20 protein-coding genes and 1 pseudogene are annotated in these 23,265 nt (G+C 62.9%); 2 read left to right on the forward strand and 19 right to left on the reverse strand.

What is annotated here, in order from left to right; all coding sequences use genetic code 11:
- Positions 1–8: 8 nt before the first annotated feature.
- The 10 genes from JN302_RS01980 to JN302_RS02025 all read right to left on the reverse strand — a co-directional run bounded on the left by JN302_RS01980 (position 9) and on the right by JN302_RS02025 (position 11,827).
- A complete protein-coding gene (locus JN302_RS01980; protein ID WP_202309862.1) occupies positions 9–959 on the reverse strand; it encodes a LysR family transcriptional regulator in 951 nt (316 codons plus the stop codon).
- A gap of 50 nt (positions 960–1,009) precedes the next feature.
- Positions 1,010–2,443, reverse strand: a complete 1,434-nt coding sequence (locus JN302_RS01985; RefSeq protein WP_202331432.1) for an aminobutyraldehyde dehydrogenase — start codon at positions 2,441–2,443, stop codon at positions 1,010–1,012.
- Between the two features lie 57 nt (positions 2,444–2,500).
- Entirely contained in the window at positions 2,501–3,541 is a 1,041-nt protein-coding gene (locus tag JN302_RS01990; protein ID WP_202331434.1) for an ABC transporter ATP-binding protein, read from the reverse strand.
- Between the two features lie 2 nt (positions 3,542–3,543).
- The gene (locus JN302_RS01995; RefSeq protein WP_202309865.1) at positions 3,544–4,347 is read right to left on the reverse strand and encodes an ABC transporter permease; all 804 of its coding nucleotides are present in this window, start codon (positions 4,345–4,347) and stop codon (positions 3,544–3,546) included.
- Positions 4,340–5,161, reverse strand: coding sequence for an ABC transporter permease (locus JN302_RS02000; RefSeq protein WP_202331435.1), 822 nt, complete (start codon positions 5,159–5,161; stop codon positions 4,340–4,342). Before JN302_RS02000 ends, JN302_RS01995 begins: the two co-directional genes overlap by 8 nt.
- 55 nt (positions 5,162–5,216) lie before the next feature.
- On the reverse strand, positions 5,217–6,257 hold the full coding sequence (locus JN302_RS02005) for an ABC transporter substrate-binding protein (protein ID WP_202309867.1): 1,041 nt from the start codon (positions 6,255–6,257) through the stop codon (positions 5,217–5,219).
- A gap of 42 nt (positions 6,258–6,299) precedes the next feature.
- Positions 6,300–6,776, reverse strand: a complete 477-nt coding sequence (locus tag JN302_RS02010; RefSeq protein ID WP_202309868.1) for a DUF3830 family protein — start codon at positions 6,774–6,776, stop codon at positions 6,300–6,302.
- Between the two features lie 320 nt (positions 6,777–7,096).
- Positions 7,097–8,497, reverse strand: a complete 1,401-nt coding sequence (gene lpdA / locus JN302_RS02015) for a dihydrolipoyl dehydrogenase (protein ID WP_202331437.1) — start codon at positions 8,495–8,497, stop codon at positions 7,097–7,099.
- Complete coding sequence (locus JN302_RS02020; protein WP_202331439.1) at positions 8,494–9,738, reverse strand: dihydrolipoamide acetyltransferase family protein; 1,245 nt, start codon at positions 9,736–9,738, stop codon at positions 8,494–8,496. The genes lpdA and JN302_RS02020 overlap by 4 nt, the downstream gene beginning before the upstream one ends.
- 10 nt (positions 9,739–9,748) lie before the next feature.
- The gene (locus JN302_RS02025; RefSeq protein WP_202331441.1) at positions 9,749–11,827 is read right to left on the reverse strand and encodes a transketolase C-terminal domain-containing protein; all 2,079 of its coding nucleotides are present in this window, start codon (positions 11,825–11,827) and stop codon (positions 9,749–9,751) included.
- Between the two features lie 118 nt (positions 11,828–11,945).
- Here JN302_RS02025 and JN302_RS02030 point away from each other — a divergent pair, with 118 nt between their 5' ends.
- Complete coding sequence (locus JN302_RS02030) at positions 11,946–12,416, forward strand: Lrp/AsnC family transcriptional regulator (protein WP_202331443.1); 471 nt, start codon at positions 11,946–11,948, stop codon at positions 12,414–12,416.
- Positions 12,417–12,556: 140 nt separating this feature from the next.
- On the opposite strand, the gene JN302_RS02035 is transcribed toward JN302_RS02030, so the two are convergent.
- The 7 genes and pseudogenes from JN302_RS02035 to JN302_RS02065 form a co-directional block, all read right to left on the reverse strand.
- Complete coding sequence (locus JN302_RS02035; RefSeq protein ID WP_244846162.1) at positions 12,557–12,949, reverse strand: hypothetical protein; 393 nt, start codon at positions 12,947–12,949, stop codon at positions 12,557–12,559.
- A gap of 234 nt (positions 12,950–13,183) precedes the next feature.
- Positions 13,184–14,836, reverse strand: a complete 1,653-nt coding sequence (locus JN302_RS02040) for an arylsulfatase (protein ID WP_244846546.1) — start codon at positions 14,834–14,836, stop codon at positions 13,184–13,186.
- A 652-nt stretch (positions 14,837–15,488) separates the two neighbouring features.
- Positions 15,489–16,196: a hypothetical protein gene (locus tag JN302_RS02045; RefSeq protein WP_202331444.1), complete on the reverse strand. Its 708-nt coding sequence runs from the start codon at positions 16,194–16,196 to the stop codon at positions 15,489–15,491.
- A gap of 246 nt (positions 16,197–16,442) precedes the next feature.
- The gene (locus JN302_RS02050; protein ID WP_244846163.1) at positions 16,443–16,913 is read right to left on the reverse strand and encodes a DUF992 domain-containing protein; all 471 of its coding nucleotides are present in this window, start codon (positions 16,911–16,913) and stop codon (positions 16,443–16,445) included.
- A gap of 69 nt (positions 16,914–16,982) precedes the next feature.
- A complete protein-coding gene (locus tag JN302_RS02055; protein WP_202331446.1) occupies positions 16,983–17,816 on the reverse strand; it encodes a hypothetical protein in 834 nt (277 codons plus the stop codon).
- Between the two features lie 92 nt (positions 17,817–17,908).
- Positions 17,909–18,955, reverse strand: a complete 1,047-nt coding sequence (locus JN302_RS02060) for an HAD family hydrolase (RefSeq protein ID WP_244846165.1) — start codon at positions 18,953–18,955, stop codon at positions 17,909–17,911.
- A gap of 166 nt (positions 18,956–19,121) precedes the next feature.
- A pseudogene (locus tag JN302_RS02065) lies at positions 19,122–19,319 on the reverse strand (arylsulfatase); the annotation flags it as partial.
- Positions 19,320–19,381: 62 nt separating this feature from the next.
- Here JN302_RS02065 and JN302_RS02070 point away from each other — a divergent pair.
- The gene (locus JN302_RS02070; RefSeq protein WP_202328731.1) at positions 19,382–20,350 is read left to right on the forward strand and encodes an IS5 family transposase; all 969 of its coding nucleotides are present in this window, start codon (positions 19,382–19,384) and stop codon (positions 20,348–20,350) included.
- Between the two features lie 20 nt (positions 20,351–20,370).
- Here JN302_RS02070 and JN302_RS02075 read toward each other — a convergent pair whose 3' ends face one another.
- Together JN302_RS02075 and JN302_RS02080 are read right to left on the reverse strand one after the other, a co-directional pair.
- Complete coding sequence (locus tag JN302_RS02075) at positions 20,371–22,044, reverse strand: arylsulfatase (RefSeq protein ID WP_446720708.1); 1,674 nt, start codon at positions 22,042–22,044, stop codon at positions 20,371–20,373.
- A 430-nt stretch (positions 22,045–22,474) separates the two neighbouring features.
- On the reverse strand, positions 22,475–23,167 hold the full coding sequence (locus JN302_RS02080) for an LssY C-terminal domain-containing protein (RefSeq protein ID WP_202331447.1): 693 nt from the start codon (positions 23,165–23,167) through the stop codon (positions 22,475–22,477).
- Between the last annotated feature and the right edge of the window lie 98 nt (positions 23,168–23,265).

Genomic DNA, 23,265 nt, shown 5'->3' on the forward strand with positions numbered 1-23,265 from the left:
ACAACCGGTTAGCCGGCTTTCTCGGCTGCAACCATGGCCTCCGTCGTCCAGGCGGTGCCGGGCCTGACGCGGGCGCAGAATTCGCCGGCCACCTCGTGCACCTGGTCGGCGACGAGATGGATGACGTTCTGGTGCGTCGACGACTGATAGGTCGCGATGATCGGCATGGGCGGGAACCACTTCTCGACCTCGATCTGGTGCAGCAGTCCCGCCTTCAGTTCGCGCTCGATCGTGACGGCCGGCAACGCCGCCACGCCGAAGCCGTCGATGATCAGGTTGATGATGGCGAAGAGCGAGTTCGAGCTCGTCATCTTCGAGGCCAGCACGCGCTCGTCCTGGAAATAGGGAGCGATCTGGCGATAAGGCGGCGTGTCCTTCGGAAAGGTGACGATCGGCATTCGCGCCAGTTCGTCGACGCTGTAGGCCATGTCCTTCTGCACGAGCTTCGGCGAGCCGGCCCAGATCATCTGCCAGACGCAGGCGACGAAGCTGCGGAAACCGTCGCCGATCGCCGGATCGAGACAGAAGATCATGTCCAGCTCGCCCTTGGTCATGTGCTGGACGAGATCCTTCGTCGATTCCACGGTCAGTTCCACCCGCAGGTTGGGCGCCCGGGCATGCAGCGATTCGATGAGATGCGGCATCCAGGTGGAGGCCACCGAATCGATCGCGCCGATGCGGACCGTTATCGTAGAGCTGGGGGTGCCCTGGCGCAGCTCGGCACGCAGGCCCTGCAGCGTCCCGATGACGTCCTGGAAGACCTGCAGCGCCCGCTCCCCCTCGGGCGTCAGCCGGAACTCGCGGTCGCCGCGATGCACGAGGCGACAGCCGAACTCGGCTTCGAGCGCCGCCAGCCTGGTCGAGATCGCCGGCTGCGTCGTATTGAGTTCCTGGGCGGTCCGGCCGAAATGGCGGTTCCGCGCCAGCACCAGGAAGGTGTTCAGGTCGAGGATACGCATACCGTACCCTCTAACAGAAAAGTCCGACGGCAACATCGGAACCGCGCGTCTCAGGCCGCCGTCATCAAATGGCGGATCTGCGTGTATTCCAGAAGCGACTGCATGGAGAGATCCGAGCCGTAACCCGAGTTCTTCATGCCGCCATGCGGCATCTCGGTCGCCATGGAGCCATGCGTGTTCACCCAGGTCACACCGTATTCGAGCGCATCGGCGATCCGCGCGGCGGTCGAGGCATTGCGCGACCAGACCGAGGAGGCGAGGCCGTATTCGGACGCGTTGGCCCAGTCCAGGGCGGTTTCCATCGAGTCGACCGGAGTGATGGTGAGCACCGGCCCGAAGATCTCCTTCTGGACGACCTCGGCCTCGAACGGCGCCGCGATCAGCGTCGGCTCGTAATAGAAGCCGGCCTCTTCGGGGATCCTGCCGCCGACGATGATGTCGCAGCCATCCTCATGGGCGCGAGCGACGAAGCCGGCGATACGCTCGCGCTGGCGCGCCGTGACCACGGGCCCGAACTCGACATCGTCGCGCTCCGGCGCGCCATAAGTGAGCGTGCGGATCATCGCCGACAGTCTCTCGGTGAGATCGTCGGCGATCGCCTTGTCGGCGAAGATGCGGCAGGCCGCGGTGCAGTCCTGGCCGGCATTGTAGAAACTTGCCTCACGCAGCGTCTCCACCAGCCGATCGAGATCGGCATCGGCAGCGACGATAACAGGCGCCTTGCCGCCGAGCTCCAGATGGGTGCGCTTGATCATGTTGCCGCCCGCAGCATGGAGGACGGCCCGGCCGGTCCGCACGTCGCCGGTGAGCGAGATCATACGGACTAGGTCGTGGGAGATGAGTTTCTGGCCGACATCGAGGCCGTTGCCGCAGACGATGTTGACGACGCCGGAGGGAAGACAGTCGGCGAAGACCCCCGCCAGCACCAGGATACTGAGCGGCGTGTGTTCCGAGGGCTTGATGACGACGGTGTTGCCGGCGGCGATCGCCGGGGCGATCTTCCATGCGGCCATCAGCAGCGGATAGTTCCACGGCGCGATCTGGGCGACGACGCCGATCGGATCGCGACGCGTCACGCTGCTCAATGTCGGCGACCGGTAATTGCCGCTCGCCACCGCCGGCATGTTGCGCACGGCGGAAGCATAGAAACGAAAGACATCGACCACATTGGCCAGTTCGCCGCCGGCGACGAAACGCAATGGCTTGCCGGCGTTGCGGGACTCGGCCGAGGCGAGCGCGGCGGTCCGCTCTTCTATCGCGTCGGCAATCGCCAGCAAAGCGAGGCTTCGCTGCTTGGGGGTGGTGCGGGACCAGTTGCGATAGGCGAGTTGGGCGGCACGGACGGCCTCGTCGATCTGTTCCTCGGAAGCCGACCGAACGTCCGCCAGCACGCCCGTGGTGGCCGGCTCGTAGGCGTGCTCGACGGCCCCCTCGCCAGGCACGAATTCCCCGTTGATGAAGAGACGTGTCTCAAACCCGTTCATGGTACTGCTCCGGATCTGCCCTGTGGTTGAAATGGCTGGTCTTCTTCGTCACCTGCTTCAGGCGACGATCACGCGGATGCGGGACGGATCGATATCGAGCGCGACGGGCTCTCCGGCCGAGAACACCTTGTCGCTTCCGGCAAGAACCCTGACGGCCTGCCCGGCCAGCGAAACCACGTAGCGGTTGCGCGCTCCGAGATAGACGCGCGTGCGCACGGTCCCCTCCAGCCTGCCCGCCCCGGCGATGGCGAGGTCCTCCTGGCGCAGGACCAAGAGCACGGGCCCGCGAATCCTCTCCTCGCGCACCAGCGGCAAGGTCTGTCCGTCCGGCAGGATGGCGACGGGGCCGGCGGCGCTGTCGTCGATCCTGGCCGGCAGGATGTTCGCGGAGCCTATGAAATTGGAAGCAAATTCGGTCGCCGGGTGCGAATAAATGACCGCAGGTTCGCCCTCCTGCTCCACCTTGCCCTGGTTGAGCAGCACGACACGGTCGGAGAGGCTCAGCGCCTCCTCCTGGTCGTGGGTGACGAACAAGGTTGTCAGGCCGAGACGCTTGTGGATCTCGATAAGCTCGACCTGCATGTCCTCGCGCAGGCGCGCATCGAGGTTGGACAGCGGCTCGTCCAGCAGCAGGACCTTGGGCTTGGAAACGATAGCGCGCGCCAGCGCGACGCGCTGCTGCTGGCCGCCCGACAGTTGCCGTGATCGTCGTTCGGCGAGGTGACCGAGTTGCACGGTCTCCAGAGCCGCCTTAACACGCTCCGCCTGTTCCTCGCGATTGCCGATCCCACGCATGCGCAGCGGAAAGCGCACGTTCTCCGCGACGGTCAGATGCGGCAGCAGCGCATAGGACTGGAACATCATGGCGATGTCGCGCTTCTCCGGAGGCAGGCCCGTCACCACCTGGCCGTCGATGGAGATCGACCCCGATGTGACCGTCTCGAGCCCGGCCACCGTGCGCAGGAGGGTGGTCTTGCCGCAGCCCGAGGCACCGAGAAGGCTCACGAACTCGCCCGAGGCGATGTCGAGAGTGATGCCGTGGAGCACCTGGACGGAACCGAACGACTTCCTGACGTCGTCAAGTCGGACATTGGCCATGGTCAAGCACTCGCGAACTTCTTGATGCCCAGGAAACGATCGATGACCAGGATGAGCACCACGGTCAGCGCGATCATGATGGACGAGACGGCTGCCACCGACGGATCCGGGCTGAACTCGAGCTGGCCGTAGATCTGAACCGGCAGCGTGGTGAAGCCGGGCTTGCGCAGGAAGAGCGACAGCACGGCCTCGTCGAAGGAGATGTTGAAGGCGAAGAATGCCCCCGCGGCGAGGCCGGGAAAGCACTGCGGCACGACGACCAGAAATAGCCGCTGCATCCGGTTGGCGCCCATCGTGCGGGCTGCCTCCTCCAGGAAGGGGTCGGCCTCCGACAGCACCGCCAGCGTGGTGCGGATGACATAGGGCATGGCGATGACGGTGTGGCTGATCCACAAGGCAGGCAGGGAAACCGGGCCGAAGGTCGCGCTCCAGAACATCAGCATGCCGATCGCATAGATGATCGTGGGCAGGACCAGCGGCGAGAGGAAGAACGCCGCCATGGCCTGCGAGCCCGGCAACTGTCTGCGGTGGATGGCGATCGCTGCGGCGCCGCCGACGAGCGTGGCGGTCACGGTGACGAAAAGCGCCACGATCACGCTGATCAGGCCGGCATGCAGATAATCAGGCGACGACAGCACCTTCTGGTACCAGGCGAGCGAGACGCCCTGCGGCGGGAAGACCACGAACTGGCTGGCGCTGAAGGACGCCCCGACCACCACGATCAGCGGACCCAGCAGAAGAAGGGCCGTCAGCGCGACGAAGACGATCCCCGCGATGCGGACCAGTCGCGGAACCGCCTCAACCATGGCCGCGCTCGGTCAACCGGATATAGGGGATGAGCACCAGGACGATGCCGACGAACAGGATGACCGCCTGCGCCGCCGCGAAGGGCCAGTCGAGCGTCTGCGTCACCGAATTATAGATCGAGGCCGCCAGCACCTGGATTCGAGTCCCGCCGAGCAGGTTCGGCGTCACGAAGGAACTCGCCGAAAGCGTGAAGGCCAGCAGCGAGCCCGCCACGATGCCGGGCAGGGAAAGCGGCAGGACGACGGTGCGTATGGTCTGCAGGAAGGAGCAGCCCATGGTGCGTGCCGCCTCTTCGAGGCGAGGGTCGATGCGGGTGATGACGCCGAGGATGGACAGGGTCATGAAAGGCAGCAACACCTGCACCATGCCCACCACGATGGCGGTTTCGGTGTGCATCAGCGTGAAGTTGCGGCGAACGAGGCCCAGGTCGCGCAACAACTCGGGGATCAGGCCCGACTTGCTGAGCAGGACCATCCAGCCGAATGTGCGCACCACGACGCTCGTCATCAGCGGCAGGATCACCATGATGACGAGCCAAAGCCTGACCCGCGGCCCGACACGCGCCATGATATAGGCGAGCGGGAAGCCGATGACCGCGCAGATCGCCGTGATGATCAGCGACAGCTTCACCGTTCGCCACAGCACGCCGAGATAGAAGGAATCGCCCAGGAAACGGGTGAAATGTTCGAGCGTGGGGCCCTCGGGGGCCGACACGCTGAGCGCCAGCATCTGGAAGATGGGGAGGAAGAATGCCAGCGCGAGGAGCAGCAGGCCCGGCGACACCAGCAGCAGATTTTCGGTACGATCGTTCACCGGCCCATCTCCTGCGGCCTCGCCCCATGAGGGACGAGGCCGGGCGATGCGTTGATCACTTGGCTATGGTCTTGTTCCAGGCTTCCACCCAGGCGGCGCGGTTCGCCTCGATCTTGGCGGGATCGAACCGGATCAGGCTCTTCACGCCGTCGACGCCGTAGGCGACGTCGGCCGCGACTTCGGACGAGAGCGTCGCCTTGCTGTTGGTCGGCGTATAGCGCAATGCCTCGGCGAAGCAGGTCTGGGCTGCCGGCGAGATCGACATGTCGATGAACTTCAGCGCCAGGTCCTGGTTCGGCCTGTTGGCCACCAGATTAGTCGTGATGTAGCTCGCCGGCGTGCCTTCCGCGCCCTGCACGAACTTGGCCGGCAGGCCGGCGGCGCGCAGCGTATAGGCGTAGTCGGAGGCGTATGGCGCGATCCAGGCTTCGTTCTGCGCGAATTCCTGCTGGATCTCCGGCGACTTCGAGACCACGACCGCACCGCCCTCCAGGAGCTTGGCGACGGCATCGAGGCCCGGCTGGATGTTGTCGAGGCTGCCGCCCTCGACCTGGTTGAGCATCAGGAAGCCCAGCATGCCGTAGCCATTCGAGATGTCGGTGAGCACCAGGTGCTCGCCAAGGGCAGGATCCATCAGGTCCTTCCAGCTCGACGGCGTCTTCGGCGACTTCTCGCTGTTGTAGACCAGCCCGATCGCCGCGATGGAATAGGCCGGGCCTTCACCGCTCGCCAGCTTGGCCTTGGCGAAATCGTAGAGATCGGCCGCGTTGGTCAGCCTGGCCGGGTCGATCGGCGCGAGCAGGCCTTCGGCCGCGCCGACGATCTCCTGGCCGCCGGAGAAATGGATGACGTCGAATTGCGGCGCATCCTTCTGGGCGCGGAGCTGGGCGAAGGCATCCGCCGAATAGGCGGTGACGATGCGGACCGTCGCGCCGTTCTCCTTCTCGAAGGGCTCGATCACGCATTTCTTGTGCGCCGCTTCGTAGGCGCCGCCGAAGGAATTGATGATGAGCGTCTTGTCCTGGGCATTGGCGGTGCCCGCCGTCAGTGCGACGAACGACGCGCCCAGAACTGCGATACCGAAACTGCTTCTCATGGCTGTTCCCCTTTGATGTCCGGTTGCTGGTGATACGACGGCTCAGCTCAGCCGGCCGATCTCGACGACTTTCTGGCCTTCCTTGCGGATCAGCCGGCACTGCTCGGCGACGCCCTCGAGGTTCTGCGTCATCTTGCCGAAATAGGTGCACGGGATCCAACCCGTCGGGCCGAATGTGCGGCCGCCGACGCCGTAGAACATGCCGATCTCCCAGAACTCGCTCGGATCGATCTTGAAGAAGTTCTTCGGCTGATAAAACCAGAGCAGCTCGCCGACCTCGGGGATGATCGTCTGGTTCTCGGGCGGCAGCGCCGTCGGGTCGAAATTGCGGTTTTCCTCCGGCAGCCCCATCATGATTTCCGGTCCCGAGAACATGGCATGGGCCGCCGGCCAGCGGATCGGCTTCTCCAGCGCGCCCCACAGCGCCTTACATGTTTCAGGAGCGACATCCCAATAAAGATCAATGATGCCCTCGACATTGGCGTCGACAAATCTCAGATAAAGCCTGCGCTCGTCCATTTTCATTCCCTAGGCTGACGATTGCTTATGTTCCATGAGTTTCCACGGGGCATCGCGCATTTGTCCAATCGCTATTCGGAATTGTCCGTATAAAGTTTTTTTATCGAACAGCCTTGACGCTGGGGAAGGATCATTGCCGCGCACAGCATGATCACCGCGCTTGCCACGAGGCGACGCTGGCCGCCCGGCAAGTCCGGCCGCGCCCGGCCGGTGGACGGGACGAGCATGCCGCTCCGCTCACCATCTGCGCAACGGATGTCGCCCATGAAAGGCGGGCGACGCGCAGCCAGGCGAGTTCGCAGGCAGCCGCCAGTGGCTCCTCAGATGTGGATCGGCCTTCCCGAGATCCCGAGCGCCGCTTCCTTGATCGCTTCGTTGTGCGTGGGATGGGCGTGGCAGCTATAGGCGATGTCTTCAGCCGTCGCGCCGAACTCCATGGCCTGCGCCACCTGTCCGATCATCGTGCCCGCGAGGCTGGAGACGATATGGGCCCCGAGCACCTCGCCGGTCCCGGCGTCGGCAAGGATCTTCACGAAACCGTCGAGCTCGCGATTGGTCCTCGCCCGGCTGTTGGCCGACATCGGGAACGACGACTTCTCATAGGAGATGCCGTCGCGCTTCAGTTCCTCTTCGGTCCGTCCGACGCCCGCAGCCTCGGGATCGGTGTAGACGATGGCCGGGATGACCGCGTGGTTCACCATTCCCGGCCGGCCGGCGATACGTTCGGCCACGGCAATTCCCTCGTCTTCCGCGCGATGGGCGAGCATCGGGCCGCGCGTCACGTCGCCGATGGCGAAGATCCCCGGAATCGCTGTCGCCATGTTGCGATCGACCGGGATGAAGCCCGCCTCGTCGACGGCGAGCCCGGCCTGGGCGAGACCGAGCCCGGCAGTGTTGGGTTTGCGGCCGGTCGCGACGAGCACGGCGTCTGCGACGAGTTCTTCAACCTTGCCGGCCTGCTCGATCGCCATCCTCGCCTCGCCATTTCCGCTACGAATGCTCTTCACACGGCTGGACGTCCTGATGTCGATACCCTGCCGCCGCAGGATCTTGGCCATGGCCGCGCCGACGTCCCCGTCCATGCCGGGCAGTATCCGGTCCATATATTCGACGACGGTGACGCTCGCGCCCAGTCGGCGCCATACCGACCCGAGCTCGAGCCCGATGGCGCCGCCGCCGATCACGGCGAGCCGGCCGGGCACCCGGTCCAGGGAGAGGGCACCGGTGGAATCGACCACGATACCGTCGCCGCCTTCGATCTCGGCGCCCGGCAAGGGCCCCGGCACCGATCCCGTGGCGATCACGATGGCGCGCGCCGTAAGCTGGCGACCCGCGACATCGACGCGGTCGCGGCCCGCGAAGCGCGCAAGCCCCTTCAACCGGGTCACGGAGTTCTTGCGGAAGAGGCCGTCGATGCCCTTGGTGAGCGTCTCCACCGTGTCGTCCTTGCCGCGCATCATCGCAGCGAGGTCGAAGGAGAGGTCCCCGACCCTCACGCCGAAGCGTTCCCAGCCCGATCCCGACGCCTGGTCGTATAGATGAGAGGCATGGAGCAGGGCTTTCGACGGAATGCAGCCGACATTCAGGCAGGTTCCGCCGAGCGTCTCCCGGGCATCGGCGCAGGCCGTCCGCAAGCCAAGCTGCGCGGCACGGATCGCGCAAGCATAGCCGCCGGGCCCGGCGCCGATAACGAGCACGTCAAAATCATCCTTTTCGCTCACGACGGCCAGCCTTCCAGCGTCCTGACGAAATGGGAGAGCCAGGCATTGGTCTGGTGCCCGTCGACGGCCCGGTGATCGATGGTGAGGGAGACATAGGCCATCGGCCGGATCTGGATCGTGTCGACGCCGTCGACTTCGCGCACGACCACCCTCTTCTCCAGCTTGCCCACGCCCAGGATCGCCGCTTGCGGCTGGTTGATGATGATAGGCGCCGCGAGCAGCGAACCGGAGACGCCGTGATTGGAGATGGTGAAGGTGCCGCCTTTGACATCGGCGGGGCTGAGCCGACCGATCCTGGCGCGGTTGGTCAGGTCCTGGAGCTGCGCCGCGATGCCGGAGAGCGACAGATGCTGGGCCTTGCGGATGACCGGGACGACAAGGCCCTTGTCGCCGAGAGCGGTACCGATGCCGATATTGACGTCGTCGAATATCTCCAGGCGGTCCGCATGCCAGCGGCTGTTGATCTCAGGGACCGCTTTCATCGCGGCAACCGACGCGGCAACGAGATAGGCGGTGTAGGACAGGCTGATGCCCTCGGCCGCCATCCGTTCCTTGTTGGCATCCCGGTGCCGCATGATCGCGGCGAAATCCGCCTCGAAGACGGCCGTCACATGCGGCGCGGCGGCAAGCGATTCCGCCATGTGGCCGGCGATCGCCAGACGCATGGGCGAATGGGCAACCACATGCGAGCCGGCGGACGGCTCGCTGAGCGGCAGAGCGGGAGGCATCCCGGCTTCGGGAAAGAACTGCGGAGCCGGCCTCTCGGGGACGGCTGGCGGCGGCGCGGTATCGGGACCACGCGCCGCGAAGGCCGCGTCCATGTCCTTGCGCGTGACCCGTCCGCCCTTGCCGGTTCCGGTCACCTCGGCAGGATCGATGCCGTATTGCTCGGCGGCTCGTCGTACGGCCGGGGAGAAACGCGACGGGAGAAACGCGCCGTCCACAGCCTCGGCCGTCGTTGGCGGCTGCTCGACGGGCGTATCCCGTGCCGCCTTGGCCGCTCCCACACGGATCCGGCCGAGCACGACACCCGGCACGGCATCCTCGCCGCTCCCGAGAACGATCTCCTCCAACACGCCGGCGGCGGGGGCGGGCACTTCCTGCGTGACCTTGTCCGTCTCCAGCTCCACCAGCGGATCGTCGAGAAGGACCGCCTCTCCCGGCTGCTTCAGCCAGTTGCGCACCACCGCCTTGGTGCCCTCCTGCTCGAGCGGCGCCTTCACCTCGACGAGATCATCCATGGCCAGCTACTCAGAACGCGACGACGTCGGCGATCTTGCGCCGGATGCTCTCGACCGACGGCACTGCCCAATCGAGCAGCGCCGGATTGTGGGGGCTCGGAATATCCGGCATCGTCAGGCGCGAGACCGGCGCATCGAGATCCATGAAGGCCTGGTCGGCAACGACCGCGGAAATCTCGGCGCCGAAGCCGGCCGTGCCGAGATCCTCATGCACGATCAGGCAGCGCCGCGTGCGTCTGACCGAGGTCAGCACGGCCTCGCGGTCCCACGGCATCAGGGTCCTGAGGTCGATGATGTCGGCCGACAGGTCGGCCGCCGCTTCTTCGCAGCGATGCACCATGGCGCCCCAGGTGACGATGGTCAGAGCGTCGCCCGTCCTGGTGAAGCGCGCCTTGCCGTAGGGCAGCGCAAAATCGTCACCGGGATAGGCGCGGCGCGCCCAGGCATGATCGAGCATGGCGCGATGCTCGAAGAAGATCACGGGGTCGTTGCCGCGCAGCGCGGTGCGCAGCAGGCCGACGGCGTCCTCTGCGTTGGACGGCACCGCCACCTTCCATCCCGGCTGATGGACAAAGGCGACCTCATTGGTCTGGCTGTGCCAGGGGTCGCCGCATTTGAAGAAGCCGCCTGGCATGCGCAACACGATCGGCGCCGCGAAGCGATTGTTGGTGCGCCAGCGGATGGTGCCGCAGTCGTTGATCTGCTCGGTCGCCGGCTCGGCATATTTGCGAAACTGGATCTCCGGCACGGGGACGAGTCCGGCAAGCGCCATGCCGACCGCACGCCCGACGATGCCCTCCTCGGAGAGCGACGTGTCGAAGACGCGCTCGGAGCCGAACTTCTCCTGCAGGCCCAGCGTCACGGCATGGACGCCGCCCTTCGGGCCGATGTCCTCGCCGAACAGCACGACCCGGTCGTTGATCGACATTTCATGGTCGAGCGTGCGGCGGATCGCGGTGACCATGTTGATGCGCTGGCCGTCGGGGACGGGCACATCCGACGTGGCGGGCGCGACATAGCCGTGGCGGTGCTGGCCGCCCATCGCCTGCATCTCGCCCTCGAAGAAGACATGGCGGGTCACTGTCTCGGGGATGGCCACCGGCCGCGCTTCGGCCTCGATGCGGGCCGCCTCGGCCGCGGCGGCGGCACGCGCGGCGGCATCGTTCCATTCTTCCGGGGTCATCGCGGCCGGCACCAGATAATCGCGCAGGCGCGGCAAGGGATCGCGCGCCCATTCGGCATCGAGGACCGCCTTGCTCTTATAGGCCTGGGTATCCTGGAAGCTGTGACCCTCGAGACGCGGCACGGTGAGCCTCAGCAGCGCCGGCGCCCTGTTCTCGCGCACGAACTCGACCGCCTCCTCGATGAGCCGGCTCGCCTCGGCCGGATCGCAGCCGTCGCCCTCGAAGATCATGAGATCCTTCCACCCGGCGAGGTTTGCGGCGATGTTGCCGCCGGGCGTCTGCACGGTGGAGGGAACCGAGATGCCGAAGCCGTTGTCCTCGATGTAGAACAGCATCGGCAATCGCTGGGTAGTGGCGATGGTCAGCGCCGACCAGAAGCCGTTCGAGGCGACCGAACCGTCGCCGCCGAGCACGACGGCTATATCGCGCCGGTAGCGATCGTCCTTCAGCACATTGCCATAATAGTCGAGGGCCTGCGCCCAGCCCGCGGTCGGCGTGTACTGGGCACCGACGCCGCCGCACATGGGAAGCGCCGACGCGCCATCGCTGTTGGGATAGTTGAACACCACGCCGATGTCGCGCCCGTCGGAATAGCCGCCCGCGCGCCCCATGGCCGAGCCGAGCGCGTCGGCGGGATCGACGCCGAGCGACAGCAGGAGCGGACGCGACCGATAGTAGCCGCAGGTCGCGTCGTGGGTCTCGGTGAGCCGGCAGCCCAGCATGATCTGCGCCATGTCGTGGCCTCGCGCGGAGAACTGGTAGAGGACCTTCTTCTCGGGAACGAGCCTGGTCTCCTCCATGTGATCAATTGCTCGGGAGAGCTGGACGAGATAGGCGATCCGCCTCCAGTCGACATTCTCGTCAGGGGCGTTGCGTCCGACCTGCTTCAGCGCTGCTCGTCCCATGGCGGATCCTCCTGACATGCTGTTCGTCAAGAATAATACGCGCGCAATGCGATTGCGTTTCATATTCGAGGCACATAGCATCCAATATGAAATAGTCATTTCATAATTGGAGCAATTCGTGGAGAATCAATTCAAGCTCGATGCCACTGACCGGCGCATCCTGCGTGTGCTGCAGGAACGGGCCGACATCAGCCATGCGGCACTGGCAGAGGAGGTCAGCGCATCGAGCGCCTCCTGCTGGCGGCGGATCAAGGCGATGGAGGCGGCCGGCGTGCTGGGTCCGACGGTCAGGCTGGTCGATCCCGATGCCGTGGGGCGCGGCCTCAACGTGTTCTGCCAGGTGCGGATGCGGTCGCATGATCCGATCGCGCGGAAGGACTTCGAGCGGTTCGTCGAAAGCCATGACGAGGTGCTGGAATGCTATTCGATGTCCGGCGATTGGGACTATCTGCTGCGGGTCGCCGTCGGCGACGTGCACGACTACGAACGGCTCCTGATGCAGGGCATCCTTACGCATGAGGCCGTGGCGACATCGTCGTCGCATTTCGCCCTGAAAAGCGTGAAATACACGACCGCCCTGCCCGTCTAGGCCGATTCCGGAAAAGTGTCCCGCGGATTTCCGACAAGAATCCGCGACAAAACAAAAGGCCCGAACGTCTGCTCAGGTGCGGCGGCAGCAGGACCGGCGAACAGTCCGATTCGCGAAGCTTCCCGGTTGGGGCTCCGCGTCTAGTTCGAAGGCGAGAGGGTTTGAGCCTTATCGGAGGATGTAAATTCCATTGTGAACGGATTCCCCCCAATTCCCTGGGCCAGGCCGGGCGACAGTTCAACGGGCGTGCATCGATCCACCGCGTCCATGGCAGCAGCGACAAACTGTTGACGAACTGTCTCGTCGCCGGCGACATCGATGGATGTGGATTGAGGCGGACCAACAAGCGATCCATCGCTCTTCAGGCTGAAGCTCAGCGTAACCGCGGACTTTTCAACCCCCGTCGGTGGATTCCAGCATGACATGATGGCCGCCCCGACCTCATCCATCGTCGTGAGAGGTTCCGCATGAATTGGCAGCGGTATCAAAGTTATCGCAGCCGAACAACAAACAATCAGCTTGAGGCCTTTCAAGGAGAGTCCTCGACAAGCACGAGCAAGAGCGGCCGTCGGCCGAGGCGCCCGGGCGACAGCCACTCTTGCAATGTCCCGCGTTGCAAACATGAAGGCGTCTCCTTCTTGACTGCCCTGACCTGCCACCGGATTCTCATCCAGCCGCAATCAGAGTCTCGGCGGGTTGTACTCCGTATGGCGCGGGTTGAGCAACGGGCGCCCCGAAGAGAGCCGCCCGTCGGTCGATCTTGTTTCCTAGTTGCCCGGCTTGTTCCTGATTGCCGCGTCAATCTGTTTTTTTACCGCATCGAGGTTGAATGAGGCCGGATCCTGCATCGGGGGGTAGTCAACCGCCGTGAGGGCCAGTTTCGCGACTTCCTGCTGAACACTTACGAACCGCCAGAACTCGCGTGCGAAAAAGTCATTCATGTAGCCGCCGCCGAGATCATTGAGGCTTTGCTCGCCGATCGACGGTGTCCGTTCAAATGGGTCCTGACGGATGTTGACCATTGTGGGCATATCCGTGGTTACTTTCGCACCTGGCCAACCTTGCGGCTGCTGAAAGAACTGGAACTTGAAGTTATCGATACGAACCGCACCCAACTGAGGGCCGCCGAAGTAGAAGAACTCGCGACGGGCGGACGGCCCATTGCCTTGCAGCAGGTCCAGCTGGTTGTAGCCGTCAAGGTGGTTCTTGTAGGTCCGATCACCCAGTTGCACGCCTTTGAGAAGTTGCTCGGTTATGTTGGGGTTGCCGGCAGCCGCTAAGAGCGTGGGGAACCAGTCCAAAGCCGAGAAGATACCGTTCTCAACTGTGCCCGGCTTGACCTTTCCCGGCCAGCGAATGATCGCGGGCGCGCGAAAACCGCCCTCCATCACCGTACCCTTCGTGCCCTTGAACGGGGTCATGCCACCGTCGGGCCACGTGAAGACTTCGGCGCCATTGTCGGTCGTGAAGATGATTATGGTGTTGTCGGCTTCGCCCGCATCCTCCACACATTTCATCAGCGCACCGACGCTGTCGTCCAGTTGCGCCATGCCGGCCTCCTCGAGGCCGTAATTGGTATCGCTGTTCATGAGCGCCTGGTACTTGGGCGACAGAAATGTCCAGACGTGCATCCGCGTCGTGTTGTGCCAGACAAAAAACGGGTTGCCGTCGGTTTTGGCTTTGTCCATGAAGTCGCACGAAGCCTTGACCAGCACTTCATCGAACGTTCCCATGTCGTACTTGGCCTTGGGCGTGATGTCGTGCATGTTCGGTACGTTGGACATATCGGGGTACGGTGCCAGGGGACCTTCATCCACGATCCTCTGCTTGCCGATCTTGCCCCATCGCGGCTGCTCTGTCGTATCGTCCGTATCGGCTGCAAAGCTGTGGACCAAATTGCGCGGGCCGACCTTGTCACGGTACGACTGGTCATTCGGGAACGAATACCAGTAGGGGTCCGACATTGCGTCGAGGTGATAGAGGTATCCAAAGAACTCATCGAAGCCATGCAGGGTCGGCAGATATTTGTTCAGATCGCCGAGATGGTTCTTGCCGAACTGGCCGGTCGCATAACCCTCGGTCTTGAGGGCGGCAGCGATGGTCGCAGCCTTGTCGGGCATGCCTACGTCGGCGCCGGCCTGGCCGACGGTCGTCAGCCCCGTGCGTAACGGGATTTCACCGGTGATGAAGCTGGCCCGGCCCGCAGTGCAACTGGCTTCCGCATAATAGTCGGTGAACATCATGCCATCGGAGGCAAGTTTGTCGAGGTTCGGCGTCTTCCCGGACATGATGCCCCGGTGATAGGCGCCGATATTGAACCAGCCGACATCGTCGCCCATGATCACCAGGATGTTGGGCTTGGCCTGTTCCTGGGCATGGACCATCGATGTGCCGCAAAGAAGGGTCGCACCGACTGCCATACCCGCTGCAATGAAAGTTGCTGCTGCTTTCATGTTACTCGCCTTTCTTCAATAAGGCGGACGTTGCCATTGCGGCGAAGGCTGATTCAGATGGGTAAGATACTGCCAGGTCTCACTGGCACCGAAATCGGGTAGGACGTACTCGTGGCCGCCTTCCCTTTCTCTTCGCTCTTGCACACGAATTTCTTGTGCCAGCAGATCCGAACCTTCGTCACGAATAATGAAGCGATGACAACGCGTCCGGGATTACCCGGTATCAATTATATCGAGCGGTTCGTCGAAGCGTTATAGTCCTTTTTGAGGAGGTGGCAGCCGCCAGGAACAACATCGTATGCCCGGATTTCAGGCAAGGCTGCGTTCAGCGTTGGGGAGGGGCGAAAGGGCGTTCATTGCAGCGTCGGTCAGCACAGCAAATCGGCTGGAAACGGCTTGCGCAGGAAGGCCACACAGCCCAACTGGACCGCCGCCATCCTGACCGCATCATGGTCAATCGCCGTGACTGATCCCGCCGCCTCCAGCCGGTAGCTCAACTCGGCCCGGATATTTCTTGCAGATGTCCGATACTCTCGCGCCTGCACCTTTCAAGCGCGTTGCGGACCTTTCACGAACACCACTGCCCCGAGGCGCGCCACGTCCTGATTTCCCGCCGGGCTCAGAACTCGTGCTTGAAGCCGAGTGCAAGGCCCGTTTCGTCCGGGTTGCCGTCTTTCCAACTGCGATAGAACTTGGTCGAGACCGAGTTTGCGTGATCGACCTTGAAAGAAAGACCGGTCGACAGCTGCGGCGTATCATAGTCGTTGTCGGTGTCAAAGGCGTTGCGGTATCGATAGCCGATGGCGTTCCAGGTGACACGATCAGTCATGCGCAGGTCGGCGCCTACCTTCAGAACATAGTAGGCGAAGACATCGTCCGATCCGCTGAACCTCGCGCCGATACCGGAACTGCCCACCACCGAGAAGACTTGCCCAAGCAACAGGCGATAGCCGATGGTCGCTTCCACGTTCTGACTGTCCTTCCCTCCCCTGGCCGGGTCTGTGTACTGAAAGGATCCGGCCAGAATGACGCCGTTATCGAAGGTATGCGCACCGTCGATTTGATATTTGACGTCCTTCGACTCGCTGAAGTCGTCCGCTTCCCGGTCGTTGGCTATCTCGAGGCCGATCGAGTTGTTTCCCGCGAACGCGGGCACCACGCTGAAGAGGAGCGCTGATATCAGCCAACTCACCCGAGCACCCTGCAGTGCTGCGGGATGGTTGAGCCGGTGGTGACATGTGGAGCGTTCCAGGCCCATGGCCTTACCTGAATAGCAGGGTGGATAGGGATAATATCCACATTGCTCGTGCCGGACATAGGTCGCCATTGGTCGAGCCACCTCCTGCTGGATCTTTGCCTTTGCACCGGGTCGCGGAGCTCTGAGGAGATAGAATACCTTCCGCCAGTTCGCGACTCGGCCGGACCTCTGCGTGCGTCAGTGGAGGCGCCTCCACTGACGCGGGCGCAAATGCCTCAGTCCATTTGGGCCACTCCGAGCATCACTTCGATAGGCGCGCGGAATGGCCTCCAAGCTGCTGTTTGTCAGCCTCGTGGTTTTGATCCCGTTCGGTTCTCAAGGGGCAGGCTTCAAGGTGACAGCGGTAACCCCGCCCGCGATGTTGATGCCTTTCTGAGCCTCCACAGAGATCGGCTGCAAGGAGAATGCGCGGTTGCTGCCACCGACGAGAACATTGGCGCCACCGCCGGCGCCGAGCGATGCGTTGGCGCCCACTCCAGCATAGGTGCCGGCAAGCGCGCCCTGCGGAAGGCCGCGTGTCGCCGCCACGACGCCCCAGACCAGATGCCCGGCTGCAACCTCGCCGATCGCGACGCCGAACTGATCAATTGAGCCGGTGTAGTTTTCGACATTGCCTTTGCCGTCTTCGAAAACGCACGAAAGCGTCTGCTTTTCGACCACGAAGAAGCCGATTCCGCGAGACACATCGCATGACAGCGTGCCGATCTGCGTCGAGTTCTGGGCACTTGCGTCGAGTGAGGCCAGTGCGACGATCAACCCAAGACATGCTGTGCGGACGAAAGCCATTATCATCTCCTTATTTGACGAACGCCGTTTGTTGGCTAGGACGAGCACTCTTATCCTCCGGTTCTCGCCCTAGTAGCAAGGCGGATACGGATAATATCCGCATTGCCCGTAAGCGTAAGGGTACGCGCCATAGTAGCGACTTGCCGCGGCTGCACCAATCGCGGCACCTGTTGCCAGCCCGCCGGCGTACCACGCGCCATGATAGACGGGCGCGTGCCAGTAGTGATCGACGCCGTATCGGTCGACCGCGTATCGATCGTCAGGGAAGCGTCGATAGTCGCCAGCCAATCGATCGCCGGCGAAGTCGTCATGGAAGCCGCCGAAGCTGCGGTCGCCACCGCCAAAACCGCCTCCGCCGAAACCATGGCCACCACCGCCAAAGCCGCCTCCGCCGAAGCCGCCGCCACGATCAATAAACAGCGCGGCGGGTCCACTGCCTCCGCTCAGGCTTCCCTCAAGAACCGCAACCTCGAAGGTCAGGTTGCCGGCTTCGAGCAACGGCTTCATCAAGGTTACCACGGCATCCTCGACCTTGGAGCCGTCGCCGCCGAGGACCGAAATGGTCGCATTGGGCGGATCCTTGATGAAGTTGTCCTTGCCTTCGTCCCACTGCATGATGAACTGCTCGGTGGTGACATGCCCTGCTGCCCGCACCGGGCGATCGGCGAAAACGATCGAGTTCGGCGCAACGCCGGTCATGGTCAGCTTGTTGCCCTCGAGCTTTGCGCCGGCCGAGTTGAGCACAAAAAGCGAGGGAACCGGGCCGGTCGGCGTGACCTGGCCTATCGTTTTCTGAAGGGGAACATGCGGTTTGGCATCGGCCTCCTGCGCGAGGCCACCATTCAAGCTAAACCACTGGCTTCCGGCAAGCACGGCAAGAAGGATAAGAGTTCTGTGTGTCATGCTTCATCTCCCTACATAGCGGACGTAGCCCTGCATGCGCCCAAGCGTCCGGTCGATGCCTGTTGCAAATGGCCGCGGCCCAGCCGCTTCGGTCAGTCCGCGAAGATGCTCTTCCAGTCTTTCTTCATGCTGATGACGACCCAGCCGTTCTTCATCGCGTCGTCGTAGAGTTCCTGTGTGAACGCTCCCACCTTGGTCTCGGGAAGCTGCTGCGCCGGCCCGTAGGCATATTCGCGCTCGGCATCGTCGTGGAGCACCAGCATGGCCAGCCGCGGCCCTTCTCCTGCTTCGGTGTATTCCAGCATCTGCTTGTCGCCGGTCGAGTTTCCGAACGCTGCAACGGGCCGGCGCCCGATCATCAGATGGATGCCTTCAGGCTTGCCGGCGTCGTTGTCGTTCAGGAGAAGCTTGGGGTCCTTGGTCAGGGTCGGCTTGCCATCCTTGTCATAGCCGTAGGTGGTTCCCCCGGCTGTCCCGACCACTTGCTCCGGCGGAATCCCGTAGGCAGCCTCGGAATACACGCGGACGAAATCCTGGCCGCCCCCGGTGACGATGTAGGTCTTGTAGCCATTGGCACGCAGGTAGCCGAGAACCTCCTGCATGGGCTGGTAGGTCAGTTCGGTATAGGGACGCCTCCAGCGCGGGTCCTTCGCCGTGGCCAGCCACTTTGCAGCCTCGGCGTTGAACTGATCGACCGTCATCCCTGTCAGCGTGGCGGCGAGGATCTTCTCGAGATCCGCCATCGGCAGCCTGGCTATCGCTTCGCGGTCGCCGCTCAGCACCGTCTTGAAGGGCTCGACCTCCTTGAGTTCCGGTTTGGCGGCAACGACGGCCGGGACCCGTTCCAGACAATAGATCACCTGGCTGTACATCGGGTGTTCGACCCAGAGTGTTCCATCCTGGTCAAAGGTGGCGATGCGCTCGCCAGGCGGCACAAAGGTCGCGCTGCCCTCCTTGGTTGTCGCCGTTACGAACTCGACGATCGCCTGCTTTGCCGTCCCGTCGTTCCACGACGGCAATGGGCCATCCTGCGCGCGCGCCGTCAAGCCCGAGCAGGCGACAGTGATCGGAGCCAGCATCGCGACGAACGTCAGAAACAGTCGGCAACGGCTGAGCTCGAAATGATGGAACACTCTCATGCCGTGTCTCCTTGTCAGTTGCTACCGAGTTGCCGCCGCGGCAACGGCAGACGCCTTCGAGAGAGTGGTTCCGCTGCGTACCCGCGAAGTTCGGAGCGATCCACAGCGGATCAGTTCGGGGGCGGCCATTTCGGCCGCCCCGCCGCGTCGTATGCCGGGAGGCGCGTCAGTCGTGACCCGTCTTCATATCGCGGACCTGCTGCATCACTTGCTCCAGATTGTAGCTTGCAGGGTCCTGAAGCGGCGGGAAGTCGATGTAGGTCTCGAGATGCTTCAGCCACAACTGCTGGCCGATGGGCAGGATGTTCCAGTCATAGACATACGCGGTGGACGGTGACGCGATGGCGCCGGCCATACCGAAGAGGAGCGCTTTTCAAAAGTCCCAACTCTATGATTCAATAGAGAAAAGTTAGGATTGATTCGGCTATGTCTCGTCGTAACTTGGCGCAACCTTCACTCGCCGATGCATTGGTGCGTGACGTGAGCAGGGGTAACAAGTTTCTGGAAGAAGTGCAGAAGTTGATCGATTGGTCGGCTTTCGAGGTGCTGTTCCGGGAAATCCATAACGATGCTCTGGGGGCGCCCGGCTACCCGCCGATAGCAATGTTCAAGATTGCGCTCTTGCAGCAATGGTACGGCCTGTCCGATCCGGCGGCGGAAGAAGCGGTGGCCGACCGGCTGTCGTTCCGCCGCTTCTGTGGGTTTCCGCTCGATCAAAAGACACCGGACCACATGTCGATCTGGCGCTTCCGCCAGAGGCTGGTCGAACTGGCGCTTCAAGATAAGCTGCTTGCCGAATTGAACCGGCAGTTGGAAGGGCGCGGTCTTCTGGTAAGGCGCGGCACGCTGGTTGACGCCACCATCATCTCGGCGGCGGTGGCCAGGCCCGACTACGAGAAGGGCCAGGTGTCGGCGCGCGATCCGGATGCAGGCTTCACGCACAAGCACGGCAAGACCTATTTCGGCTACAAGGCCCATCTCGCCGGCGACGCGGAGAGCGGGCTGATACGCCAGGCGGAGATGAGCTCGGCCGATCTGCATGACAGCCAGATGGGCGCTGTGCTCATTCAAGGTGACGAAGAGGCCTATTACGCCGACAAGGCCTATGACAGTCAGGCGCTGCGCGACGAACTGGCGGATCGAGGCATCAAGGACCGGATTGCCTACAAGGCCAAGCGGGGCAAGCAGCAGCCGAATTGGCAGAAGTGGATGAACAAGGTCGCCGCCAGCGTGCGGGCCGGCATCGAGCGGACCAACGCGACGATGAAGAACTGGTACGGCATGGCCCGGGTTCGCTATCTCGGCCTGGCGCGCAACCACTGCCATCTGCAGCTTGTCGCCTGCGCGATAAATGCCAAACGGGCGCTCGTTCTCGTCAAGGCCGGCACGGCCTGAGGGGAAGGCTGCGTCCAAAATCAGGAAATCGAGGGCAAAATCGGGAGCAAGTGAGCAGAAACTGAGCCGATAGGCTGGAGAAAGTTGCGCGGATCGGCGGCGACGGGCCGCTGATGCCCGCCACATACGGGCGAAGAACGTCTAAGGGCGGGACGCCCCAACTTTAGAAAAGCACTCAAGAGTGTCTTGATCTGTTGACCGACCGAAGTTTCGAACGGGTCGCGCTTGATGTTGACGACCTGCGTCCACGAATACGGCATCACTCCGGCAATGAAGCCAGCTGGGTCGTCGGAGACCATCGCGAAATACATCTTCCAGTTCTTGTAACGGACCGCCGACGGCTCCTTGCCGGAATAGTACAAGAAGTGGTCGCGCGCGGATGGCGACTTCCCTTCCAGGAAGTCGCGCTGATCGATCCCGTCGAGCGTGGTCTTGACGACTCTCGGATACGTGCCCGCCTCGATCTGTTTCTTCAGCTCGTCGCCCTTCGGGCCGCCGGCGATATTCACGAGCGTCGGCACCCAGTCGAGCGACGAGAAGATGTCGTTCTTGACCGTGCCGGGCTCGATGTGCCCAGGCCAACGCACGACCAGCGGCGCACGCATGCCGCCCTCCCAGGTGCTGAGCTTGCCGCCCTTGAACGGGGTGGTGCCGCCGTCGGGGAAAGTGATCGTCTCGGCGCCGTTGTCGGTGGTGAAGACGACGATCGTGTTGTCGAGCTGGCCCATGTCTTCCAGCTTCTTCAGGACGACGCCGATGTTGTCGTCCATCTGCTTCATGCCCGCTTCGTTGACACCCCAGTCCTTGCCGCCAGGTTCGCCGACCATGTTCAGATATTTGTCGGGCAACACCGTCGTGATGTGCATCCGGGCCGGGTTGTACCAGACGAAGAACGGCTTGTCGGTCTTCTTCGGGTCGTTTCGGTCGAGGAAGTCGACGACCTTGGCAGAGATTTCCTCGTCGATGGTTTTTGACCGCTCCAGCGTCAGCGGACCCTCGTCCTTGCAGGATTGATTTGCCGGGGTTCCGTCGGAGGATGCGCACGCGAGCATCGGACGCGGCGGCGTCAGGCAGGTCGTGGTCTTTGGATCGACAGCCCCCGGAACCTCAGCCAGGCCTGGGATCGGTGTATTCATGCAAGGTGGTGCGATCCCCTGTTCGGTTGGGGTCTTGTTGATGTCGGGGAAGCTCACACCCTGCATGGCGTCGAGGTGATAGAGGTAGCCCCAAAATTCCTGGAACCCGTGTGCCGTCGGCAGGGATTCGGTGGTATCTCCGAGATGGTTCTTGCCGAACTCACCGGTCGAGTAGCCGAGATCGTTCAGGAACCTGGCGAGGTGAGGCGTGCCGGCCCGCAGGTAGGATGGGCTTCCGGGAATTTCCGGCAGGACCATGCCGACGCGCACCGGCTGCATGCCGGTGATAAAGGCAGTACGCCCGGCAGTGCAACTCTGCTCGGCGTAGTAGGTCATGAACTTCGCGCCCTCCTGCCCGATGCGGTCGATGTTGGGCGTTTCGCCCACCATCAGACCCTGATGATAGATGCTCGGCTGCATCCAGCCGATGTCGTCGCCCATGATGAACAGGATGTTTGGCTTGGCCTGTTCCTGCGCTTGGGCGATTGCTGTGCTGCCCAGCAAGGCGGCGCTGATTGACATCGCCGCTCCGATGAACATTTCTGTTGCTGCTTTCATGTCGCTCGTCTCCCTCATCGATGATGGCGTTTTGCCTGGGAGCCGGGCCGGTTTCGTCAGCCCGGTTTCGAATGTGTAAGTTCGCGTAGCTTGCCCGAGAGAAGGCGCGAACTCCGGCGCGCGTACCGTCATCCATCCACTCCGCGCGAGAGTTTCGTGGCAATATTGGCGTATCGATATCCGGCGATGCAGCGACGCTGCATTACCTTACGTCAATATTACTTGGCATCGTGCTTAAAAGATATTGTCCTTTTGGGAAACGACGGTGGTTTTCGTCACCAGCCCAATGGATTGGCCGTCAAGTTACGCGGTGAACCCCGGTAAATCTGGAGAATACCCCGCTTTCGATCTGTTGCGCGAGATGATCGGGCAGATAGGGGGCTGAACGAATTGGAACGCACGAAGCGCTTGTCGACCCAAAGGGCCGATGTTATTTCAACACCCCGACAAGAGCCTTGCCGTCCGTATAATACGGATCGCCACCGCCGTTGCGGCCGTCTCTGGTGGCGCCTATTCCGGGGATCTCGTAGCTGGAGGAAAGCTGTCCTGCCTTCATGAGGTCGCCGATGACGAGGTCTCGTTCAGCGTCCACATCGGGGCCGATGTGATGGGTGATTTGGCCGGTGTCATGGCTGAGCCCGACGCCACGGTCGAAGCTGGCCGAACCGAGCCAAATCGGACGACCGTCGCTACCGAGGTTCTTGGTTAGCCAGAAGCGGACATGATTGCGCTGGTCGGCGCTGTGTCCGACAGGCTTTTCGAAAGCAAGATCCTGCTTCCTCCCCTCGTAAAGCAGAGGGCTGACAGGCGCGTCCAGGTCGGGTCGATCGAGTACGACGCTGAGACCGATGTCGATGGAAGAGCGCAGCGTGATCTTGTCGGCCGGATCCCAGTCGGCTGCGGCGAATGCGCGAATGACCTGTTCCTTTGTCCCGACCAGCCCGACATTGATGGGATCGCCAGGGATGTCCTGCTCCGTATGCGTGACCATGTCGCCGAAGTCCGACACGCGCGATGCATCTCGAAACACCCAGATTTCCGGCACGATGAAATACGCGACGAGCAGATATGCAATCGCCAAACCAAGCACGATCCGCAGTCCGTTCCTGGTTCGACGCTTCATCCTATCCTCCGGGCCCCTGAACCGGGCTTCAATCTTGTCAACGCAGTGTCGTCTTCAGCGCGGGCGTCGTGCAAACGGTTTTCGAAATTCGACCAGCG

The sequence above is a fragment of the Mesorhizobium sp. L-8-3 genome (assembly GCF_016756615.1).
Lineage (GTDB): Bacteria > Pseudomonadota > Alphaproteobacteria > Rhizobiales > Rhizobiaceae.

Bases quoted from the DNA above. Each gene is read 5' to 3' on its own strand.
- JN302_RS01980 (WP_202309862.1), bottom strand. From the start codon at position 959: ATGCGTATCCTCGACCTGAACACCTTCCTGGTGCTGGCGCGGAACCGC.
- JN302_RS01985 (WP_202331432.1), bottom strand. From the start codon at position 2,443: ATGAACGGGTTTGAGACACGTCTCTTCATCAACGGGGAATTCGTGCCT.
- JN302_RS01990 (WP_202331434.1), bottom strand. From the start codon at position 3,541: ATGGCCAATGTCCGACTTGACGACGTCAGGAAGTCGTTCGGTTCCGTC.
- JN302_RS01995 (WP_202309865.1), bottom strand. From the start codon at position 4,347: ATGGTTGAGGCGGTTCCGCGACTGGTCCGCATCGCGGGGATCGTCTTC.
- JN302_RS02005 (WP_202309867.1), bottom strand. From the start codon at position 6,257: ATGAGAAGCAGTTTCGGTATCGCAGTTCTGGGCGCGTCGTTCGTCGCA.
- JN302_RS02010 (WP_202309868.1), bottom strand. From the start codon at position 6,776: ATGGACGAGCGCAGGCTTTATCTGAGATTTGTCGACGCCAATGTCGAG.
- JN302_RS02020 (WP_202331439.1), bottom strand. From the start codon at position 9,738: ATGGATGATCTCGTCGAGGTGAAGGCGCCGCTCGAGCAGGAGGGCACC.
- JN302_RS02025 (WP_202331441.1), bottom strand. From the start codon at position 11,827: ATGGGACGAGCAGCGCTGAAGCAGGTCGGACGCAACGCCCCTGACGAG.
- JN302_RS02040 (WP_244846546.1), bottom strand. From the start codon at position 14,836: ATGGCAGTCGGTGCGACCCTTCTTTGCGGCACATCGATGGTCCATGCC.
- JN302_RS02045 (WP_202331444.1), bottom strand. From the start codon at position 16,196: ATGGCGACCTATGTCCGGCACGAGCAATGTGGATATTATCCCTATCCA.
- JN302_RS02050 (WP_244846163.1), bottom strand. From the start codon at position 16,913: ATGGCTTTCGTCCGCACAGCATGTCTTGGGTTGATCGTCGCACTGGCC.
- JN302_RS02055 (WP_202331446.1), bottom strand. From the start codon at position 17,816: ATGACACACAGAACTCTTATCCTTCTTGCCGTGCTTGCCGGAAGCCAG.
- JN302_RS02060 (WP_244846165.1), bottom strand. From the start codon at position 18,955: ATGAGAGTGTTCCATCATTTCGAGCTCAGCCGTTGCCGACTGTTTCTG.
- JN302_RS02070 (WP_202328731.1), top strand. From the start codon at position 19,382: ATGTCTCGTCGTAACTTGGCGCAACCTTCACTCGCCGATGCATTGGTG.
- JN302_RS02075 (WP_446720708.1), bottom strand. From the start codon at position 22,044: ATGAAAGCAGCAACAGAAATGTTCATCGGAGCGGCGATGTCAATCAGC.
- JN302_RS02080 (WP_202331447.1), bottom strand. From the start codon at position 23,167: ATGAAGCGTCGAACCAGGAACGGACTGCGGATCGTGCTTGGTTTGGCG.